The 21,176-nt window shown below is 31.4% G+C and carries 20 protein-coding genes; all 20 read right to left on the bottom strand.

From position 1 onward, the window contains the following. Positions 1-22: 22 nt before the first annotated feature. Complete coding sequence (locus AC1RPJ_RS04420; protein WP_481761528.1) at positions 23-835, bottom strand: sugar phosphate isomerase/epimerase; 813 nt, start codon at positions 833-835, stop codon at positions 23-25. Positions 836-939: 104 nt separating this feature from the next. Next, a complete protein-coding gene (gene rfbD, locus AC1RPJ_RS04415; protein WP_481761529.1) occupies positions 940-1,785 on the bottom strand; it encodes a dTDP-4-dehydrorhamnose reductase in 846 nt (281 codons plus the stop codon). A gap of 47 nt (positions 1,786-1,832) precedes the next feature. Further along, positions 1,833-2,861 (bottom strand): dTDP-glucose 4,6-dehydratase, encoded by a 1,029-nt coding sequence (gene rfbB / locus AC1RPJ_RS04410; RefSeq protein WP_481761530.1) that lies wholly within the window; start codon positions 2,859-2,861, stop codon positions 1,833-1,835. A gap of 19 nt (positions 2,862-2,880) precedes the next feature. Next, entirely contained in the window at positions 2,881-3,462 is a 582-nt protein-coding gene (gene rfbC, locus AC1RPJ_RS04405; RefSeq protein WP_481761531.1) for a dTDP-4-dehydrorhamnose 3,5-epimerase, read from the bottom strand. Next, positions 3,462-4,340 carry a glucose-1-phosphate thymidylyltransferase RfbA gene (gene rfbA, locus AC1RPJ_RS04400; RefSeq protein ID WP_481761532.1) on the bottom strand — a complete coding sequence of 293 codons (879 nt, stop codon included), beginning with the start codon at positions 4,338-4,340 and terminating at the stop codon, positions 3,462-3,464. Before rfbA ends, rfbC begins: the two co-directional genes overlap by 1 nt. 87 nt (positions 4,341-4,427) lie before the next feature. After that, positions 4,428-5,960, bottom strand: a complete 1,533-nt coding sequence (locus AC1RPJ_RS04395; protein WP_481761533.1) for a lipopolysaccharide biosynthesis protein — start codon at positions 5,958-5,960, stop codon at positions 4,428-4,430. Positions 5,961-5,975: 15 nt separating this feature from the next. Further along, positions 5,976-6,863 (bottom strand): glycosyltransferase family 92 protein, encoded by an 888-nt coding sequence (locus AC1RPJ_RS04390; RefSeq protein WP_481761534.1) that lies wholly within the window; start codon positions 6,861-6,863, stop codon positions 5,976-5,978. Positions 6,864-6,949: 86 nt separating this feature from the next. Further along, entirely contained in the window at positions 6,950-7,879 is a 930-nt protein-coding gene (locus tag AC1RPJ_RS04385) for a glycosyltransferase family 2 protein (RefSeq protein ID WP_481761535.1), read from the bottom strand. Positions 7,880-7,917: 38 nt separating this feature from the next. After that, complete coding sequence (locus AC1RPJ_RS04380; protein WP_481761536.1) at positions 7,918-9,033, bottom strand: EpsG family protein; 1,116 nt, start codon at positions 9,031-9,033, stop codon at positions 7,918-7,920. Positions 9,034-9,124: 91 nt separating this feature from the next. Next, the gene (locus AC1RPJ_RS04375; protein ID WP_481761537.1) at positions 9,125-10,072 is read right to left on the bottom strand and encodes a glycosyltransferase; all 948 of its coding nucleotides are present in this window, start codon (positions 10,070-10,072) and stop codon (positions 9,125-9,127) included. A 16-nt stretch (positions 10,073-10,088) separates the two neighbouring features. Beyond that, positions 10,089-11,063, bottom strand: coding sequence for a Stealth CR1 domain-containing protein (locus AC1RPJ_RS04370; protein WP_481761538.1), 975 nt, complete (start codon positions 11,061-11,063; stop codon positions 10,089-10,091). A 76-nt stretch (positions 11,064-11,139) separates the two neighbouring features. Then, complete coding sequence (locus AC1RPJ_RS04365) at positions 11,140-12,111, bottom strand: DUF6625 family protein (protein WP_481761539.1); 972 nt, start codon at positions 12,109-12,111, stop codon at positions 11,140-11,142. Between the two features lie 37 nt (positions 12,112-12,148). Then, on the bottom strand, positions 12,149-13,297 hold the full coding sequence (locus AC1RPJ_RS04360; protein ID WP_481761540.1) for a glycosyltransferase: 1,149 nt from the start codon (positions 13,295-13,297) through the stop codon (positions 12,149-12,151). Then, on the bottom strand, positions 13,294-14,178 hold the full coding sequence (locus AC1RPJ_RS04355) for an NAD-dependent epimerase/dehydratase family protein (RefSeq protein WP_481761541.1): 885 nt from the start codon (positions 14,176-14,178) through the stop codon (positions 13,294-13,296). Before AC1RPJ_RS04355 ends, AC1RPJ_RS04360 begins: the two co-directional genes overlap by 4 nt. Continuing rightward, a complete protein-coding gene (locus AC1RPJ_RS04350) occupies positions 14,171-14,761 on the bottom strand; it encodes a sugar transferase (RefSeq protein WP_481761542.1) in 591 nt (196 codons plus the stop codon). Before AC1RPJ_RS04350 ends, AC1RPJ_RS04355 begins: the two co-directional genes overlap by 8 nt. Continuing rightward, complete coding sequence (locus tag AC1RPJ_RS04345; RefSeq protein WP_481761543.1) at positions 14,761-16,590, bottom strand: polysaccharide biosynthesis protein; 1,830 nt, start codon at positions 16,588-16,590, stop codon at positions 14,761-14,763. Before AC1RPJ_RS04345 ends, AC1RPJ_RS04350 begins: the two co-directional genes overlap by 1 nt. A 44-nt stretch (positions 16,591-16,634) precedes the next feature. Further along, positions 16,635-17,360, bottom strand: a complete 726-nt coding sequence (locus AC1RPJ_RS04340; RefSeq protein WP_481761629.1) for a CpsD/CapB family tyrosine-protein kinase — start codon at positions 17,358-17,360, stop codon at positions 16,635-16,637. A gap of 23 nt (positions 17,361-17,383) precedes the next feature. Then, positions 17,384-18,127 carry a YveK family protein gene (locus AC1RPJ_RS04335; protein WP_481761544.1) on the bottom strand — a complete coding sequence of 248 codons (744 nt, stop codon included), beginning with the start codon at positions 18,125-18,127 and terminating at the stop codon, positions 17,384-17,386. Positions 18,128-18,140: 13 nt separating this feature from the next. After that, on the bottom strand, positions 18,141-19,124 hold the full coding sequence (locus tag AC1RPJ_RS04330; RefSeq protein WP_481761545.1) for an LCP family glycopolymer transferase: 984 nt from the start codon (positions 19,122-19,124) through the stop codon (positions 18,141-18,143). 286 nt (positions 19,125-19,410) lie between these two features. Then, a complete protein-coding gene (locus AC1RPJ_RS04325) occupies positions 19,411-21,156 on the bottom strand; it encodes an MFS transporter (RefSeq protein WP_481761546.1) in 1,746 nt (581 codons plus the stop codon). Positions 21,157-21,176 lie beyond the last annotated feature (20 nt).

Below are 21,176 nucleotides of genomic sequence, written 5' to 3'. Positions count from 1 at the left end.
TTTGAAAGTTCAAAACCAATGGTTATTTTTCTATTAAATTTTGTAGATATTCATGACTTTCCAACATTTCGCGACAATCATTTTGATTTTCTAAATCAATTTCGTAAATAGTCGTTGCATTTGGATTAAGCAAAGGATATGCTAACTTCCAATCAATCTTGCCTTTTCCTAAAGTTAAACTATCATGAAATTTACCCATTGAATCGACTAAGTGATAATGGACGATATTTGGCATTAACCGTTTCAAACTCGCTTGTAAGTCAGTATTACTACCTGCTTGTTTAATAAAGGCATGCGATGTATCAAATGCTAAGCGATACCCTTTTTGTAGAATAAACTGATCCATCTCTTCAGACCCATAATAAAATAAATCAGAAATCGAATTCTCAAACATGACGTTATTTTGTCCATATTTTTGATAATAATCCATCCGATTAAATAACGCTGATTCCGCAACCTCAAAATTAGGATATTCAGCAATAATTGTTGGCGTTTGTCGATTATATGAACCATGAATGAGGGTTTGAATTGATTTATCTTTTGCGAGCTGAATCAATGTCTCAGTACTTTCTCTAACAAAACGATATAACCTAGGATCAGCTGTTTCGGAAACGGCTAATTCAACAGATTGTTCACCAACCTTCATTGGATGATGCATGACAATCTTCTTCGTAGTTGCCTTCACCTCATCAATCTCATCTGATAATCGTTTTAATCCATCTCCAGAAACATCAAATTCATTTAGATAGAATTCAAAAATATCTGGATTATGTTGTAACCGATCATGGAGTTGAATTGGGTCAGTTCCCGCCTTTAATCCTAATGGTATTGTCATTTGAATCATCTCCTTGGTACTATGTTAGCATTAAATTGGGTGAAAATAAAAAGGAGTGACTTCTAATGATTCAATTTCTCAAATCACTAGAAAACTCCCCTTTTCTATACTTCAATTTTAGCCATAAATTCATGTAAAGCATCTTGCCAACTTGGTACTTCAAATCCCGTTGCTTTAACTTTACTCAAATCCATAACTGAATGTCTAGGTCGGTATGCCTTTTGTGGATATTCTTCAGACGTTACTGGACTTATTTCAACTACTTCATCCTTTAAAATCTCACTAGCAAATTCATACCAAGTACATGAATTATCATTAGAAAGCTGATATAACCCATAAGGAATATTTTTTTGAACTGCATATAACATAAAATCAGCCAGCGTTCTAGTCCAAGTTGGCCGTCCAACCTGATCACTAACAACAGTCAGATGATCATGAGTTTTAGCTAAGTTTAGCATCGTATAGACGAAGTTCTTTCCATATTCGCCAAAAACCCATGATGTACGGATAATATAATACTTACTCATTATTTTAGCAACGGCTTCTTCTCCAGCTAACTTCGTCCGACCATATTCATTTTTAGGCGCAGTGGGTGTTTTTTCTGTATACATTTGATCATTAGTCCCATCAAATACATAATCAGTACTAATGTAAACTAACGTAGCACCCACAGATTCTGCTGCTGTGGCAATATTCTGAGTACCTATAACATTAACTTGTTCATTAATAGCTTTACCAGGTTCTTCTTCAGCATTATCAACAGCTGTATAAGCTGCACAGTGGTAGACAATTTCTGGGCGATTATCTAAAAAATAATTATTAACTGCTTTTGAGTCAGTAATATCTAAATCTTTAGAACCAGTTCCTGTATATACAATCTTTTTTTCATCTAATAAATGACTTAATTCTGTTCCTAATTGACCATTTACACCCGTAATTAATATTTTCATAATTAGCTCCTTCAAAAAAAGAATGGACTTAAGTCCATTCTTAGTTATTATTGTCCATTTTTTGCATAATTTGCTTCAACTGCATCTTTCTCAGCTTTCCACCAATTTTCATTATTTCGGTACCAATCAATCGTATCTTGTAATCCTGATTTAAAATCAGTAAATTCAGGATTCCAACCAAGCTCTTCACGTAATTTTGATGAATCAATAGCATATCGTAAATCGTGTCCTGGGCGATCTTTAACGACATCATAAGCATCTTTAGGTTGACCCATTAATTCTAAAATCAACTCCAAAACAGCCTTATTATCTTGTTCACCATCCGCACCAATCAAATAAGTTTCACCAATACGACCCTTATTTAAAATAGCCCAGACAGCACTTGAATGATCATTAGTATGAATCCAATCGCGAACATTTTTACCAGAACCATATAACTTAGGCCGGATTCCACTCAAAACATTAGTAATCTGTCTTGGAATAAACTTCTCAATATGTTGGTATGGTCCATAATTATTGGAACAATTTGAAATTGTTGCCTGTAAATTGAATGAACGCACCCATGCACGAACTAATAAATCTGATCCAGCCTTTGTTGATGAATATGGACTGCTTGGATTATAACGTGTTTCAGGTGTGAATTTTTCACCTTCACCTTCCCCATGACCGGGTAAATCTTCGCGTAATGGTAAGTCTCCATACACTTCATCAGTTGAAACATGATGGTAGCGGACATTGTATTTACGACAAGCTTCTAGCAATGTATATGTTCCGATAATATTAGTTTGAATAAAAGGTGATGGATCTTTTAAAGAATTATCATTGTGACTTTCTGCAGCGTAATGTACTACCGCATCTGTTTTGCTAACAAGTTCATCAACTAGTTTAGCGTCAGTAATATCTCCCACTACTAGCTCAACACGATCAGCAGGTAGTCCAGCTAAATTTTCTTTATTTCCTGCATAAGTTAATTTATCTAACACGGTAATGTGAACATCTGGGTGGTTATTAACCACATAATGGACAAAATTAGAACCAATAAATCCGGCCCCACCTGTTACAATAATATTTTTCATTTAAAAACACCTCTCCTATTTAGATTTCTCCATACACAAACGGATTGTCTTTTTCAAACTCTGTAAACGTTGGTTGTGCAGCATCTTTTTCAGATGTAATTGCTTGGTCAAAATCAATAGGCCAATCAATATTTAGTTCAGGAGTTTTAAATGAAATCCCACCATCTGCTGCTGCATTGTAGTAACCATCACATTTATAAAGGAAATTAACATCATCTGTTAATGTTACAAATCCATGGGCATACCCTTTAGGAACTAATAATTGGCGATGGTTACTTGCAGAAAGAATATATCCTTCCCACTGTTTATAAGTAGGTGAACCTTTTCGAACATCGACAATAACATCTAGTACTGCCCCTGTCACGACCCGAATTAATTTAGTTTGTGCAGCTTCTCCACGTTGAAAATGAAGTCCTCTTAAAACGCCAGCTTGTGTTGATAATGAATGATTATCTTGGATAAAATCAATATCTATTCCAGCTTCTTTGAAATCTTTGTCTGAATATGACTCCGTAAAAAAGCCGCGATTATCACCAAATACTGCTGGTTCAATAATCTTAACATCTTGTAACTTTGTTGTTGATACTTTTAATTTACCCATTACTTTTTATCCTCTTCTTCTGCGATACGTAACATGTACTGTCCATAATCATTTTTTTTGAGTGGTTGTGCTAGATCAATTAATTGTTCGCGTGAAATATAACCCATTCGATAGGCGATTTCCTCTAAATTAGCTACTTGCATATTTTGCATTCTTTGAACAGTTTCAATAAACTGCCCTGCTTCAAGTAAACTTGCATGTGTCCCTGTATCAAGCCAAGCAAATCCACGTCCCATAATTTCAACATGTAGTCTTCCTTTTTCAAGATAGACCTTGTTAACATCCGTAATTTCAAGTTCGCCACGTGGTGACGGCTTAATATTTTTTGCTATATCAACAACTGAATTATCATAAAAGTATAAGCCTGTTACTGCAAAATTACTTTTAGGGTGATCCGGTTTTTCAACAATCGAAATTGCTTTATGGCTCTCATCAAATTCAACAACACCAAAACGCTCGGGATCACGCACTTGATAACCAAATACGGTAGCCCCCTCAGTTTGATTTGCAGCCCGTTCAAGCATCTTAGTCATACCTGGACCATAATAAATATTATCACCTAAGATGAGCGCAACGCTATCATTACCAATGAAATCAGCACCAATAATGAATGCTTCTGCTAATCCATCTGGTGTAGGTTGAACGGCATACTCTAAATTAATGCCTAATTCAGAACCGTTGCCCAATAATTCTTGAAAACGTGGCGTATCTTCAGGAGTAGAAATAATTAGAATATCCTTGATACCTGCCAACATTAATGTTGATATTGGATAATAGATCATTGGTTTATCATAAATCGGCATCAGCTGTTTACTTGATGCACGTGTCAATGGATATAAACGAGTCCCACTACCTCCGGCTAAAACTATTCCCTTCATACACTTTTCCTCCTAAAATATTCTAATTAATTTTTGTAAATGGTAGCTACAATAACTACTTAACACAGCTTTTAAAAATAAAAATCATTATTTATTTAATATCCTTCTTAAAACCAATTTTTTAACATAATTTGTTTCGTCATATCTAATAAATAAGAAATAGAATAATGTACTTGCTAGAATAAATACAACAGCAGATGCTATCAAAATACTGAAAATCCCTTGAATTACAATAATTTTTAGTAAATACGAAATTATTCCTAATTCTATTCCAATTATTCCCATATAACCAAAATATTTAAGATAATATTTTTTCATACTACGTTTGAATCCATATTTGAATAAGATAAGTGGTTCCCACCATAAATTAATTCCAATATTACTTACTATTGTACCAATTAATATACCATTAATGCCGAGATTTGTTGTCATTAACAAAAGAATTGAAACTATCATATTAACTACAGCTTCAAGTAGTGATTTATATCTCATTGGCCAAAATAATCCACGTGCACCAATAAAATTTAATACAGTCTGTCTAAATTGAACAAGTACAAAATTTATAACAATAAGTAACACGGTAAAGTTCGATAAGACGTAATTTGATCCTATCCAAAATTTAATAAAAGATTCAATAACTGCGTATAACGTTATAGCAATAACTGATGTAATACCGGCATTTATATACATATAACGATAAAACACAACTTCTTGATAATCTTCATCCTCCGTTACTCCTAGATTACCTAATCCAGCTGTGACAGCAGAGATACTTTGTGTCAACACACTGGAAATACTATTTACAATCAGCATATAATTAGAATATATTCCTACTAATCTAACGCCTAAAAATGCCGATATTAATATATTATCCGTTCCAAAAACTAATATAGTACCAATTTTTGAAGAAACAGTCCCAAATATATTTTTCTTCATATAGTTGATGACTTTAGGATTTACTTTAACAGTTTTCATTTCGGAAAGAAATTCAAATTCCCTATCAACAAGTTTTGAAATTCTCAAGTTAGATAACAATGTTATAATTATTTGGATTACTAAGTACCAAACATATTGTCTAAATAAAAGTAAAAAGATAATTTGTAATACTGTCTGCATTATCGTAAAAATTAATCTATTTAAACTATCCTTATATCCTTCTTGATTTGCAATTAATAAGGAACGTTTATACGTAAAAAAGTAACTAACAACCGTATTTAATAAAAATAGTACAAACATAACTCGCGGAAATGGTACAGGACTACCGCCCTTCATTAAAATAGTTATAAATGGAGTAAATGCTAAACCCATAATCAAAATTACGATACCAATCACATTATACACTTTTCTAAATAAATTCATGACACCAGCAATTTCACCATGATTACTAGTAGCAAGAGGATCGTACAGTGAGTACGTTATCGCCCCACCAATCCCTAATTCAGCAAAGGATAGAAAACTCAACACATTAGCATATAGCCCATTGATTCCCATGTAATCGGCACCAAGAGTTTTAATAAATACTGTCTGCAATGCAAACTTCAAAACTAACATTATTACTTGCGATAGTGCAGCGATTGATGTATTTTTAGCTGCTATACCAGTTCGAGAATTATTATTCATACATCACACTTACCCTCATCTGTTAAGTTCTTGTACACGTTTAATTTCTGTTTTAATTTTATCCGTGTACTTTAACATGCCGTTATCATAGACATCATTAATATCGTGCTTCTTAAAATCAAGATAACTACGTTCTTTTATATCATTACTTTGATCAGCATATCCTCTTTTTACTTTATTCTCGAATTCTTCAAGTGATTTTGCATAGTAATGATTAACCCTCACGTGTTCCCTTGATACAATTTTAGGTCTTTTTTCATTTGTCCATGGATATCCCCATAACCTATTTCCGTTTTCATCAGTCGTTTTACCGGCCACATCATACCAATGTGGTATTCTCATATCAATTACTAATCTAGGATTTACGATAGGTTTTGAATCTAAAATAATATCATTTTTTGATCTATTTAAAAATGTCTCAGTAACTAATCCATTTGATTTTTTAATCAAATTAGATGAGCCGAACATCACCCAACCAATTTCAATTTGAGCAACGTTTTCACTAAATTCATTTAAAAAAGAATCAATATTTTTTTCATCAATTAATACTAAATATTCATCTAAATCTAGTGTTAATAGCCATTTTGTTTCTGTCTTACAGCGCTCGACAGCATCCAGATATGCTGGTATTTGTTGCTTATCACCCGGAAAATAGATATATTCAACCACTTTACTTTTAATATACGGTTCTAAAATTTCTTTTAAATTATCAGTAGATTCGTTATCATAAATATAAAATTTTGATATACCAATAATTTTATGATATTCAATCCATTCTTGAACGTATAGTGCTTCATTTTTAATAATTGCCACTAATGACACGCTATTAATAAAATCAGTTTTTTCTTCAATTATTTTTACTTGTTTATACCTTTTATTTCCGTAGTTCATCTTATTTTTCATATACTTTATCATATTATATGCCGTAATAAAATTACGCCTAAAACTTTTTTTTATTAAATTGATAGTAACCACCTAATCACTCTCTATTAAACAAACCATATAATTATTCTTTGTGCTGTTGTATTAATTAAACTATGAAATTTATGATACAAAGAATATCTTTTAAAGATATTCTTTGTATCATAAAACTTATATGTATCTTCTAGCATTTTTTTTTCAGTATCATTTTTAATGATATTAGAAAATCTTTCATACAGAACAATATTTTCCTTTTTAATCCGACCTAATTGTTTATATCTTATTTTTAATCTACGAAAAACTTCATACAAGTGTACATTACTCTTACCAATTCCGATGACGTTATTTTCATGTTGTCTATAGTAAACCGTTACTTTATCAATGTACGTTAAATTCCCACTTGCTGAGCTGATTTTAGCAATAATTGAATCATGCATTGTTACATTTTCAATATCTTCATCTGTTAACATAAGTACTTCATCTCTTAGTTTCTTATTAATTGCTAATGCCGCTCCGGTTACTTTAAAATTGAATAATAAATCATTCAATGAATGATTATAATTTTCGCCTACTAACATTTTAGACATTTTAATATTTGTTGAAACAGCCTTTTTATCAGCAATCATAAGATCTGAAAATATAGCTTGTGTTATTTTATTGTCTAACAAATCAAATTTATCCATAAATTGCATTATTTTATCTGAAACCCAAACATCATCTTGATCAGAAAAAAAATAGTAATCAGCATCGACAACCCTAAGTAATTCAAAAAAGGAACGTTTAACACCCATATTTCCGCTTGAATAAATTATTTTTAACAAATTTTTATTTTCGTATCTTTTTAAAATATCTATTGTATTATCTGTTGAACCATCATCTCTAACATAAATCTGTATGTTATCTTCATTTTTATATTTTTGCTCAATAATACTATTTAATTGTTCCTCGACGTACTTTTCGCCATTATACGTTGACATAATCACAGCTATATTTTTCAAAAATTTACTCCTTAATTACTTTTCTTTAAACGACAATGCTAAAGCGATTTCCAATGTACTAAATATGGAATACTGTCAACAAATTCTTGTGGTACTAACACTCCATAAAACGCTATAACAGCTAATAAGAGTATCCCCACCATCATTAAATCAATCTTTAATAATATTCTACTATCAATCTCATCTTTATGCTCCCTAATTAGCGCGTATGCAATTATAATTGGTGCGAAAGAGTTACGTTGGAACCGTTGATATTGTATCGACATAACTAAAAATGGGAGTGCTACAAGACCAGTTAACGAAATTAAGAATAACAATTTCAATTTATTTTTAATCTCAGTTGATAGGCTATTAATTTTCAAAAAATAATATCCAAGTCCTAACATTGAAAAATATGATAAAGCTATTTCTATAAGCATTATTTTTGATGAACCAGCAGCATAACTTGTGTTCAGTTTATCAAACAATTGTGTCCTAGATGAATGCAATGAAACTTTCGTTATTATATTTTTCAATAAACCACTTAAACCTGGAATAAATTGTACAATTGTTAAAATTACAAAAAAACCAATAATTAATTGTACAAAAATTTTCACATATTTTTCGCTCAAAAAGCTTAAGGGAATTATTATTAAAAATATATATCCAGATGAATGCATTGATGCGCTCAATAAGATTAATCCGATGGCAATAATAATATTTTTTACATTTTTTTTCTGTAAAAAACTTAGCCCTAATAGAGCAATAGAAATCATAAAAAAATTACGTGCCTGTGTTGCCTCATTAAAAAAAGGAAAAATTGCAAAAACCCAAACAAAAGATCCTAAATTCTTTGTAAATCTTAATATTGCAACTGTCAAAATAATAAAACTAACAATAAATAATATTAATCTAAAATCAGCATATGTCACTCCGTTTGCCGCAAAAATTCGAGAAAGCCACATATAGCCCCACTCAAATTGGTGATTATATGGTGCTAAAGAACTATTATCATAATTAATAAGATAACTAGGATAATCGGTCGTCGTCATCTTACTAGCAGCACCCGCTAGCCATGCTAATATTCCGATTCCAATGAACGGAATGATATTATTTTTTTTACCATGAACATGATCCAAAAAGAAATTGGTTACTATTGCAAATAAATATGTCATATAAACTCCTAGATAGTCATTTCTTAAACAATTAATGAAATTTGCTTATGCTGTATTCCATTTTTAATTAAATTTTATGTAAATACTAACATTATTTTTTGAATAACCTTAATATTTCCTCCAAATAGAGTAAGGTATTGTGACCGTGAATATTGGTAAAAAAACCATTCTTTTTGCCAAATATTATGGCTTCGATACCCTTCTTTTCTACAAAATATTTCAACATAGTAATTCTTTTTTTTATTTTAATAGGCGAATTTGAAAATTGTAGTTCTAATTCATTAACCAATTTGGAAAATCGATCAAATTTAACTTTATATTTTTTTAAATCAATTAACTTACTTTTTATAATTGTACTTTTTTTATGTGCATCGGCACCTCTTGTAATATTAAATGAATGCATTCTATGACCATCAGTCGCACTATCTATATATCCAATCCCATCATATAATCCAGCAACTAATGCAAGCCATGCATCATGATTAACTGCTTCTATCGGGATGTTTTTTGAAATTTCTAATAAGTTACGATTAATAATCATCGTATTACCCATTAACCAGTTATGTAGAAAAATACGTTGATATGTTGGTTTATTTTTCTTTTCTACACCACTGTAGTTCACACTTCCGTCCCCCACTACTTCAAAAAACTCGTCATAATTCGTATATACAAGCTTAGGCAGTACTTTTTCGTTAGGCAGGTGTCTAATTTCATTTAATGATATCTCAATTTTATTTGTATACCATACATCATCCTGATCTGAGAACATAACATATTCATACTGGTCTGGAACGTTATTCATTAAAATTTCAAAATTTCCTAATTGGCCCTTTTCATTAATATTTAGCGAGCTATCTAGTATCGTTATTTTAGGATCTCTTTTAAAATTATCTAAAATTTTACTGGTATTATCTTTCGAAAAATCATCTCTAATAAATAGGTGCCAATTCCCATATGATTGATTCTTAATACTTTCAATTTGCTCCATTAAAAATTTTTCACCATTGTAGGTAGCCATTAAAATTGCAACGTCACTCATAATTAGATCCTCCTAATTAGCTAAAGTGTTCAGCGAATATTTTTCTTAATTGTTCTTTCGTTTCTGAAAGGCTCTCCAATGGTAACGATATGTCGTTTATAACAACTATTTTTGCCTTGGATTTTAAGGCGCGCTTTATTTTTGAAAAATCTCCATCTTCTGGCAACTTCTCAAACTTTCCAAACGAAAATCTACGTGGTTCAAAATTCCCTTTTGAAAGTTGCCAATCGCGTGCCAACCAAATATTTACATCATTTCTAGTACGAAAACGATTTTTACTAAGTTCGGCTAACAAAGCTGGTTCTTTTTGATATATTTCTTTAAATGTACTTTTCAATAAACTACTAGGCAAATGCGGTTCATACCATCCCAGAACAGACCTATATGGTAAAACTAAGAAATTTCTTACATTTTGAAACCCGTATTGCCAATTAAATATTTTAAAGAAATTCTTCTTCAAAATATTATTTTTTGAGAACCACTTATTAATAATAAGTATATTATTAAAAGGTATTAACGAAAATTCTTCCGACGGTTGAATAAGTCCCATTAATCCTACATCCTTAGGAGTCCCATCTTGAGAAAAGAAATCTGTTGGATCTACCTTGTTAGTTATAAACGTATCGTCATTAAATACGATAAAATGTTCCGATAAATTTTTAATTCTTGGAATATTCATTTCAATGACATTCGAATTAAAAGTAGGTAAATATTCTTCAGGAATAAAATCAGAATGATCAACAATTGTTAGATTTTTCATGTCCAATGGAAACTTCGGAACTTGTTTGTCGGTAATTAAAAAAATATGGTTTACCCATGGTGCAAATTTTTTTACACCTTCAAACCACCATTTAAAAATATCATAATCTCTGAAACGTTCATCCGCATTTAAATTTTTGTTTCCCGCGTACTTATTTTTTTTATTCCGCCAGATATCATCATTTCCATCAACCCATGTCACTACAAAATCAATTTTAAAATTATCACTCATGACTAAGTTCTCCTTAATATTTATTAGTGATTTTAATATTCAGATAAAAAGTGTTAATCTATTTTCAATCTTATATTTAGAGCCAAATTCTTCGTATTCTAGCCTTAAGCTCCCCATTAAATAATTGCTTAATATAATATTGGAAATATCTGCGGATACCATTAGGCCATTTTCCTTCATTATATTTCTTTATATTTTCAATAGACAACTTTTCATCTGTTATAAACTTATTAGGTACAATTAAAAAGCTATGGTCATCATTTGATATTTCAACATCAACTTGCATTTTTCTTTTTTGTAAATGAATATATTCTATCTTTTTAGTTTTAATTTTTCCGTTATCAATATAATTCATTACTAGTTCCCCATCATGCCATCTAAACACTTGATATTGTTTTCCCTCAGAAATATCAAGTGTTATAAATCGAAATGCTTTTACCCAAATATCAGCATAATAGACCTTTTCTTTATATGGATCATATATTCTCATATCTGTGTCGGGCATAAATTTTGCAGTTCCCCAAATTTCATCAAAGTGAGTTGCGTCATCAGTTGTAAATGCCTGCTTATAATTGTACGTCCCTTTTTTATGATGATCAATTTTATATGCATTATTAATTTGATTATTATTTCTATACATTTGAAAATGTCCACGAGTATTTATTTTGTCATATTTTTTTAGTATATCCTCAGATAAAAATTTTTTTAAATCTCCAAATATAGTATCAATATCCACAAATCCCCACCAATCATATCCCGAGATGTCTTCCTCAAATATTTCACCGTAAGCCGGTTTGTAGTCATTCAACTTATACGGATTATTAATTTTTATAGGAAATGTATAATGTGATCTTATTTTCGCTTGAATATCTTTAAAGTTGACTATTTTTATTTTAACATTCGGTATGGTTGTAGATATATTTTGATCAGTATATATTAGAAAATCTATCTCATTATTATATTCCGCTGATTTTAACCATAAATCAAAATAATTTGGTAATTCTCCAAAATATATAGCTATCAATACTATTTTTGTGTTTTTAATCATTGCGAATCCTTTCAATTTATAGACAACATCGCATAATTTAAATTTTAGAATATAAACTATACATAATTTCATTTACATTCTTAATACTATATTTTTTTGATACTTCAATATTGTTTTTAACAATTTTTTCGTATTCTTTATCATTGATGCCTAGTAAATTTTCTATAGCTTTCACAAACTGGGAAATATCAGTAGGATCATCCACTACACACCCGCTGATACCATTTTCTGTGTAATCTTTGATCCCCCCTAAGTAAGTACTTACTAATGGAAGACCAGTAGCCATAGCTTCTAATCCCGCTAGTCCTAATCCTTCTCGTTTAGATGGAAAAAGAGAAAAATCTGCTATATCTAAATATTGTTTAATATTTTCAGAATAACCTGTAAAAATAATCTTTTCTTCTAATCCATACTCTTTCACTTTTTTTTCTAATAAATCTCTTTGATCTCCAACACCGCATATAATATATGTAATATCAATTTTATCTTTCAATTTATTTACTGCTTCTATTCCCACAATATGATTTTTCCGCTTAGATAATTCACCTACAGAAATCATCACTTTACTATTCTTACTTATCTTTAAATCAGTTTTCAATTCATCGATATTAGTTGATTGTTCTCGTAATTGTTCCCATTTTATTCCAACGCCAGGCACATGTAAAACTTCTTTTATACCAAAAGATTTTCCAATTGAGTAATCTTCATTGTTGATTGTTATTAAAATATCCGTATATTTAGATAAGTAACGTTCTATAGGATAAAATAATATCCAATCTTTTTTCGGCCCGCCCTTAAAGAACTGAAAGCCATGTGCCGTATAAACAATTTTAGTTTCTTTATTATTTTTAAAAACTAATCTAGTTAATACACTTCCCATCGGTGAATGGCAATGCACAAAATTATAGGTAGTTGTACTTGCTAATTTTTCAAGCTGATTATATGCTTTTTTATTTGCTTTTATTGAACCAATTCCTCTTAAAAAGTCAATTTGATGACAAATTATATTTTTTCCTTCAAGCTTCTTTTTTAAGGAATTAGCCATATCATCTGGTATAGTTCCAGCGGAATAAAAGTTAGTTGCAACTTCCACATTATATCCTAATTCTTGTAATATTCTGATATTATCCATATTAAATTGTTCAATCATTGAAGCAACCGACGCAACGATTAAAACTTTTTTCATTTCTTATCCTCCATTAAAATTTTCGTTATCGTATTTTCTAATGTAAGTCCTAATGTATATTCGAAAGAGCACTCGCTAATTTTTTTATCATAAACTTTACTACCATATATTTTATTAAAAACACGAAACTTCCTTGATAATAGAGAAATAAGCGGATTAAAAATAGAGATAAAGTATACTTTCTTTCTTAATAATTTCCTTGTTACTTTGATTACATCGCTTGTAGAAACATATTCTTTATTTTGAGGGAAATAAAGGCCTGATGCATCATTAATAATTATCTGTTTGATAAATTCTGTTAATACATCTACATAAATCATACTTCGTTCATTGTTAATACTTGGGAAAATCAGGGATTTCTCAGCTAACTTCAGTAGCCTTGGAAAATTACCCTTACTATTCGGTCCGTAAACCATCGGAGTTCTGATAACAACCGTTTTAAAGTTATCGTCTGCTAATTTTTGAATTTCTACATCTGCCTGTAGCTTACTATCACCATAAAAATCAATTGGGTTCATTATTGTCTCTCGAGTAATTATATTAGTATTTTGTAGTCCATTTTTTTCACCATATACTATCATACTTGATAAAAAAATAAATTGTTTCACTCCCTCAGATTTAGCTTTTTTAGCCAAATTAATTGCGAGATCTCTATTTACTTTATAATATTGATCCTCCATACTCGGATCCGAAGATACATGTGCAATACCCGCAACATTAAGTACTACATCATATAGACCAAAATTTTTTCCTCTCCATTTATCATCTCGAACGCTCATCATATCAACTGATATATCTTCCGATTCTGATTTATTAATCCAGCTTTTAAATGCCCCTCCAATATAACTATGTGCACCGGTTATCAAAACTCGTTTAGTCATCACTCTTACCTTCCTTTACACCATCACTCTTTAAAACTGATGTAATTGTTCCAAAAAAAATTTTTAAATCTTCTGAAAAAGATAAAAGTTGCACGTAATCACCATCAATTTTTGATTTCTCAGCAATAGATAATTCATCTCTCCCACTAATTTGTGCTAATCCAGTTAACCCTGGGTAAACGTTATTAGCGCCGTACTTTTCACGTTCGTTAATTAAATCTTCTTGACTCCAAAGTGCTGGTCGAGGACCAACGATACTCATCTTACCTGTTAAAATATTAATAATTTGTGGTAATTCGTCAAGACTCGTTTTTCGTAAAATTTTACCCGAGCGAGTAATGAAAGCATCCGGATCTTTCAATAAGTGAGTAGGTACATCAGGTGTATCAGTTCTCATCGTCCTAAATTTTAAAATACCAAAGTAGGTTTTATTAATACTTACCCGCTTTTGTACAAAGAAAATAGGGCCTTTCGAATCGACTTTAACAATAATTGCGATAATTAAAAAAATAGGCGATAAAAGTACAAGGCCTACTAAAGAAATAACAAAATCAATTGTTCTTTTAAAATATTTTTTATACATTAACGCATACCTTCCGAATCAATTGAGGGTTCACCATTATGAGTATGTGCATATCTAATAACTTCTTTTTTCAAAGCAGTACCAGTTAACGGCTCTACACTCTTAACAAAACTCATAATTTCATCAATCTTGTATGGTGTTACTTTACCCAAGAAAATTTTTTCAAATACTTGCTCTTGCTGTTTTTCACTACTTACTAATAATTCTTCATACAGTTTCTCTCCAGGTCTCATACCTGACTCAACAATATCAATATCGTTTTCAGTATATCCACTTAATTTAATCATTTTTCGTGCTAAATCAACAATTTTAACCGGTTTACCCATATCTAAGATAAATAGTTCTCCACCTTTAGATAGCGTCCCCGCTTGAATCACTAAACGGCTAGCTTCAGGAATTGTCATAAAGAATCTTGTCATTCTAAGATCAGTAACAGTAACTGGTCCACCTTTAGCTATCTGTTTCTTAAACAGTGGTACAACACTACCACGGCTACCAAGAACATTACCAAAACGAACAACGGCGAATTTTGTATGACCTGGTTCATTCAAACTAGTTACAATCATTTCAGCGAGACGTTTCGTTGCCCCCATAATATTAGGCGGATTTACTGCTTTATCAGTTGAAATCATTACAAATGATTTCACATTTGCAGACTTAGCAGCTTCAGCAACATTTTTCGTACCATAAACATTATTTTTAATGGCTTCAGTTGGGTTAGCTTCCATTAATGGTACATGTTTGTGTGCTGCAGCATGATAGACTATTTCTGGTTTATATTGTGCCATTAAGTCAAAAATATGTGCCCGGTCTTGAACATCCGCAATAATCGGCACAATTTCAATTTTCCCAGCATAAAGATTTTTTAATTCTTGATGAATCAAATAAATTGAATTTTCTCCATGTCCTAGTAAAATTAGTCGTTTAGGACCAAATTTGCTAACCTGTCGACAAATTTCTGAACCAATAGAGCCACCCGCTCCTGTAACTAAAATTGTTTTACCATATATTTTGCTTTCAATCTTAGCCATATCAAGTTTAATCTCTTGTCGACCCAGTAAATCAACAACGTCAATCTCATGCATTTTTCTAGAATCACTATTGTCTTCTAACATATCTTCAAAACTTGACATGCGATTAATTTTAACTTTTAGAGGATTTAAAATATCTAACAAGTCCTCGTAATTATGGGGACTTAATGAAGGAATAGCAATTGAGACCTGTTCAACATCGTATTCTTCGACAATCATTGGAATTTCTTGGAAAGTTCCCAAAACTTTCTTACCCATCATCCACATTTTTTGTTTTTGAATATCATTATCGACGTATCCAATAACATTCAAGTCGGCATTATCTCTTTGTATTCTTTCCATTAAAGCTTCTGCGCCATCCCCTGCACCGACTATTAATGTTGTAATTAATGTTTCTGATTCTTCATTATTAAAGATATTTTCAACAAGATAGCGCCATGCAAATCGGCTGCCACCAATAAAAAGGAGGGCCAGTAAATAAGTTAATATTCCAAAACGAATACTATAATTTGAACTTATGAAAAAATAACTAATATTACTAATAACTGCTGTAATTGTTATTGCAATAAAAATTGCAATTATTTCTTTAAAGCTAGCATACCTATTAATTTTAGAAAAGAGGTTTAATGAGTATCCAATTATTAGGTATAAAATCAAACATATACACCCAAATTCCAATAAATCAGAGTTACTAAAACTAATATACGGCCCTAAAAATAACCTCGATAATGAAATTGAAACTACCCAAATCAAACTATCCAATCCAGTTAAAACAACCTGTTTACTTTTCCTAGTCACCTATAATCCCTGCTTCCTTAAATTATCCTACGTCTACTTAATTATTATTTATAATAGCCATAATACCCACCATAATAACCTGACTCATCACTACCTGAAACATCATTCAAAATCGTCCCAATGATTCTTGCATGAACGGTATCTAATAATTCTTTTGCTTTCAAAACGGCACCTTTATTTGCCACACCTTGTCTCACAACTAAAATTGTACCATCAACTTTTGTTGCAACAATTTGTGCATCTGTTACAGAAATTAATGGTGGTGTATCGATGATAACCATATCCATTTGTTCAGCGACAGCTGTAATTAAAGAATCCATCCGTTTTGTATTCAATAATTCTGAAGGGTTCGGTGGAGTAGGACCTGCAGGCATAACATATAAATTTTCAATTGGTGTTTCTTCAACTGCTTTTGCAACATCAATACTTTTTTCAGTCAAACAATTTGTAAGCCCGGTTTCATTACTCAAACCAAAAGTTTGATGCGCAGTTGGTCTACGCATATCGGCATCAATTAACAATACTTTCAGTCCTTGATTAGCATATGTTACAGCAAGATTAGTTATAACTGTTGACTTGCCTTCTGATGGACCTGATGATGTCGCCATAATAACTTTCATTTCTTTATCAACACTTGAAAATTGGATATTCGTACGTACAGTCCTAAATTGTTCTGCAATCGTTGATGTTGGTTGAGTAACAGTAATTAATCCAACACCGTTATCAATACTATCAGTTGATAACTTTTTATCTTTTTTTAATAAACTCATCATTCAATAACCCCTTATCTATTTTAATTAGTATGCTTTCTTTTTCTTGGTGTTGATTGTCCAAAAAGTCCTTGACTCTTATTAGTTTCGTCAATATGGTTAATCATACCTAAGTTTGAAAGACCAAGATCTGTCAAAAAATCAGCGTTTTTAACTGTTTTATCAAAAAGTTCTATTGCGAATGCAATCCCAATTCCGATAAGCCCCCCTAGTAACAGACCTATTAATACATTCATCTTTTTATTAGGTGATACTGCATTAGGTTTTGCAACTGCATCAGCAACAATTGTTACATTATTAACTTTCATCACTTTTTTTATTTTATTTTTAAACGTATCAGCAACAGAGTTTGCAATATCAGCCGCGCGATATGCATTAGTATCTTTAACAGTTACACTAAAAACCTGTGAATTTTCTTGATTTGATATACTTATCTGATTTTTTAAATCATCACTCGTACCAACGAAATTATCTTTTTTAGCAATTTCTTTTCTCACAGGATCTAGTACAATTTTATTTTGAATAATGTCTTTATACGTATTAATCATTTGGACATCTGCTTGCTGTGTATTGTAAGCAGCCCCTACATTATTGGCAGTTTCTGTTCTATTAACTAATATTTGAACAGTCGAGTTATATTTTGGCGTCATAAAGAACATGGTTACAAAAAATGCTAATAGTGCCCCCGCAATTATTAACCCAATAATTAATTTAAGATGTTTCTTTAAAATGCTAAAAACTTGTTCAAGATTGATTGTCTCTTCCATTGATATAATTCTCCTAGTCTAAGTCTAATTGTTTTCTGATCATGTTGGATACTTTCGTTACTTGTGCTGATGGAACAACTTCATACGACACACCATTTATCATTTGTGATTGTCCTTGAAGTTGAACATCTTTAATTGTGCCTATAGCACTACGATACTGAGTCACTATTTTTTTCATATCAGAAAATTTCAAATTTGTTTTCATATTGCTCTCAAGTACACTCAAAATTGCTTGATAATTTGTGACACCATCAATAGAAGCTATTTTTTTACCTAATTCAGTCACAACCGAGCGTTGTCTTTTTTGACGCCCGTAATCACCATTAGGATCAGAATGTCTCATTCTAGAAAAGTCTAAAACATTACTTTCAGTTAACTCAATATCACCTTTTACGTATTGATGCCTTCCCGCTGAAAAAGCAAATGGATTATTGACCGTAATTGGACCAACGGCACCCGTTAATTCTTCCAGGCCCTTCATATTCATCTGAACATAGTAATCAATTGGAATATTTAAATAGTTTTGAATAGTATCCATCGCTAAGGAAACATCCCCATAAGCATATGCAGCATTTAATTTATTATCTGTCCCGTGACCTGTAATCGGAATCTTCGTATCACGAGGTAAACTCGTTAATGTCGTCAAGTTTGTTTTAGGATTAATTGTCGCAACCATCATTGTATCCGATCGACCTTGATCTGTTCTCCCATCTTCGCCCGTATCAACACCCAAAATTAAAACTGAGAAAGGCGCCTCTTTATCAAGAGAGACACTCCCGGTTGTTCGTTTACTTTTAACATTTACTTTTTGATATGTATTATCTACAACGTCTTTTGCATCTAGATAAACCTTCGCCATCAACACACCACCAATAACCAATAGTGCGGCAACGACGATTCCGACACCAATCCCCCATTTTTTCAGTGTACTCATTTTTTTCTTTTTATGATGATGCTTCTTGTGGCTACCTTGGTGTTTAATATTATCTTCACTCATAATTAATTACCCCTAAATTTTTTAGATGTATACAATGACACAATAATTTATTATACATGTTACCAGACTTAAATGAAACTTAAAATCGTTTGTCTAATCATTGTTTAATCTTATTGTCAACTGATATGATATTCTAAACATTTTGACCACGCTTTCAAAGTTGTAGTGCTCTACACTTTTAATTATACGTTATATTTAAAAGTATTATATTTCATTTTTAATACAGAAAAAGAACATCATTAATTATGTTCTCTTTTTGAAGTCCCTATTACTTGTTAAAACTATATCATAACTTAATTTCTTTTTTATAATCAGTGATTTTTATAAAAACAGCACTAACGCAACTAATTATCCAAGTGGCTAGAACGATGATTAAACTAATTCTTGTTATTATTTTCGTATGATAACCAATGACTAACCTATTTGTACCTATTTTAGTTGCTTTAACGGTTGGACTACCCATAGTTGACAAGGTCATTTTTTTAGGATCAAGGCTATTACCATTTAATTGAACAGTTGAATTATTATAGACTATCGCGGGTAAAGAAATCTCATTTCCTTTTTTTGTTGCGTTCCAACTCAGACTTAACTTTCCTTCACTATTAATCGTTTTACTTACTTCATCTTTATTTTTTTTCATGTCTAATCGATAATCATGATAAGGACGTTCACTTAATACTCGATTATTAGGTAAATAGTCTGGCGATGCCTTGGTAATCAACTTTAAACCATCATCTAGATTTGAACTCATAAATGCTTTGGTAATCTGTTCGTTACTCGTATTATCTGCGATATCAACATTATTGGGAGAAACTATCGACTGATTAGTATGCCATGCTTCATTACTTTTTTGAATTTCTAAATACGATTGTACTCCGACAACAAGACCTCCAACAATTAAGAATAGATCAATATACTTCCGATAATTTTTAAATGAACTACTTGATAGTGTTGCACTAAAACCCGCTAATAATAAAACTACAGCGAACCCTTCAAAGCGACGTGGGTATTGCAAGAAACTTTGTATTGATGGGATAACCTGGGCTAAATCCGTCCAAGGAACTAATTTTGACGTTAAGACTAAGAAAACTAAACCTAAACTAGTTACTACTTTATTAGTAACCGTAAATTTTGCTTGTTTTATAAACAATAAACTAATTTGTACTACAAATATGAAGCTCATAACCAAACCAATTTTAGTAAGCGTTGGCCCCCCCATCGATAAATTCATAGTTGAATTGGACATCATCACATTAACGTGCGGTGCGTATAATTTATTGTTTGCGAAAACATCTAACATGGCACCCCAAACATTAAATGTCAGAACTAACGATAATAACCCCGCCCAAAAACAGGTTAATAATAGTTTCGATTTTTGATTCGTTTGAATAAAACCAACTATAAAAAAAACGAATAGGACACCAATCGACATCAAGGCACTTAAAACATGTACCTGTATCATTACCGACATGGTTAACGCTAAGGGTAGAATTCGCAATCCTTCTGCGTTATTTTTGATCATTTTAACACCCATTAAAACAACTAGTGGCACTAGCATGATACCCCAAGCCATAAAATTTTGCTCAGTTGACCATCGCGCAATCCACAAGCTACCCATAAAAAGAACAGCCATTAATAGTGAGATATCTTTGGTCGAAGTTATTTCTTTAGCTAGTAAATACATTGAGTAACCACTAATAAAGAAAATTAAAAAAGAAGAAATAACCTGAAAATTAAACCAACTATGTACGAGTAGTAGCAACCCACCTAGCAGATAAGCAAATCCAGGCCCATACACAGCATTGATAATCCGACCACTTTGTTGAAACCCGTAATTTGTTTGGAAATAGTTAAAATTGCCTGTTTTAAATTGCATATAGATATCGTAAATACGATTAAAATGAAATAAAGAATCAGAACCTAAAACTAAACTATGTGCGAGTATCTGAGGTAAGACTAAAAACAAGCTCACACTAAACATAACAATAAATACACCGACATGATTTTTTAAATTAATCGACTTATTTTTCAATTAACTTACCTCCCCTAACG

The sequence above is a fragment of the Dellaglioa sp. CoH-57-MRSF-17 genome (assembly GCF_056782015.1).
Note: the sequence above shows the minus strand (reverse complement) of the source record. Positions and strands in the feature narration are given on the sequence as shown.

Bases quoted from the DNA above. Each gene is read 5' to 3' on its own strand.
- AC1RPJ_RS04420 (WP_481761528.1), bottom strand. From the start codon at position 835: ATGACAATACCATTAGGATTAAAGGCGGGAACTGACCCAATTCAACTC.
- rfbD (WP_481761529.1), bottom strand. From the start codon at position 1,785: ATGAAAATATTAATTACGGGTGTAAATGGTCAATTAGGAACAGAATTA.
- rfbB (WP_481761530.1), bottom strand. From the start codon at position 2,861: ATGAAAAATATTATTGTAACAGGTGGGGCCGGATTTATTGGTTCTAAT.
- rfbC (WP_481761531.1), bottom strand. From the start codon at position 3,462: ATGGGTAAATTAAAAGTATCAACAACAAAGTTACAAGATGTTAAGATT.
- rfbA (WP_481761532.1), bottom strand. From the start codon at position 4,340: ATGAAGGGAATAGTTTTAGCCGGAGGTAGTGGGACTCGTTTATATCCA.
- AC1RPJ_RS04395 (WP_481761533.1), bottom strand. From the start codon at position 5,960: ATGAATAATAATTCTCGAACTGGTATAGCAGCTAAAAATACATCAATC.
- AC1RPJ_RS04390 (WP_481761534.1), bottom strand. From the start codon at position 6,863: ATGAAAAATAAGATGAACTACGGAAATAAAAGGTATAAACAAGTAAAA.
- AC1RPJ_RS04380 (WP_481761536.1), bottom strand. From the start codon at position 9,033: ATGACATATTTATTTGCAATAGTAACCAATTTCTTTTTGGATCATGTT.
- AC1RPJ_RS04375 (WP_481761537.1), bottom strand. From the start codon at position 10,072: ATGAGTGACGTTGCAATTTTAATGGCTACCTACAATGGTGAAAAATTT.
- AC1RPJ_RS04370 (WP_481761538.1), bottom strand. From the start codon at position 11,063: ATGAGTGATAATTTTAAAATTGATTTTGTAGTGACATGGGTTGATGGA.
- AC1RPJ_RS04365 (WP_481761539.1), bottom strand. From the start codon at position 12,111: ATGATTAAAAACACAAAAATAGTATTGATAGCTATATATTTTGGAGAA.
- AC1RPJ_RS04360 (WP_481761540.1), bottom strand. From the start codon at position 13,297: ATGAAAAAAGTTTTAATCGTTGCGTCGGTTGCTTCAATGATTGAACAA.
- AC1RPJ_RS04355 (WP_481761541.1), bottom strand. From the start codon at position 14,178: ATGACTAAACGAGTTTTGATAACCGGTGCACATAGTTATATTGGAGGG.
- AC1RPJ_RS04350 (WP_481761542.1), bottom strand. From the start codon at position 14,761: ATGTATAAAAAATATTTTAAAAGAACAATTGATTTTGTTATTTCTTTA.
- AC1RPJ_RS04340 (WP_481761629.1), bottom strand. From the start codon at position 17,360: ATGAGTTTATTAAAAAAAGATAAAAAGTTATCAACTGATAGTATTGAT.
- AC1RPJ_RS04335 (WP_481761544.1), bottom strand. From the start codon at position 18,127: ATGGAAGAGACAATCAATCTTGAACAAGTTTTTAGCATTTTAAAGAAA.
- AC1RPJ_RS04330 (WP_481761545.1), bottom strand. From the start codon at position 19,124: ATGAGTGAAGATAATATTAAACACCAAGGTAGCCACAAGAAGCATCAT.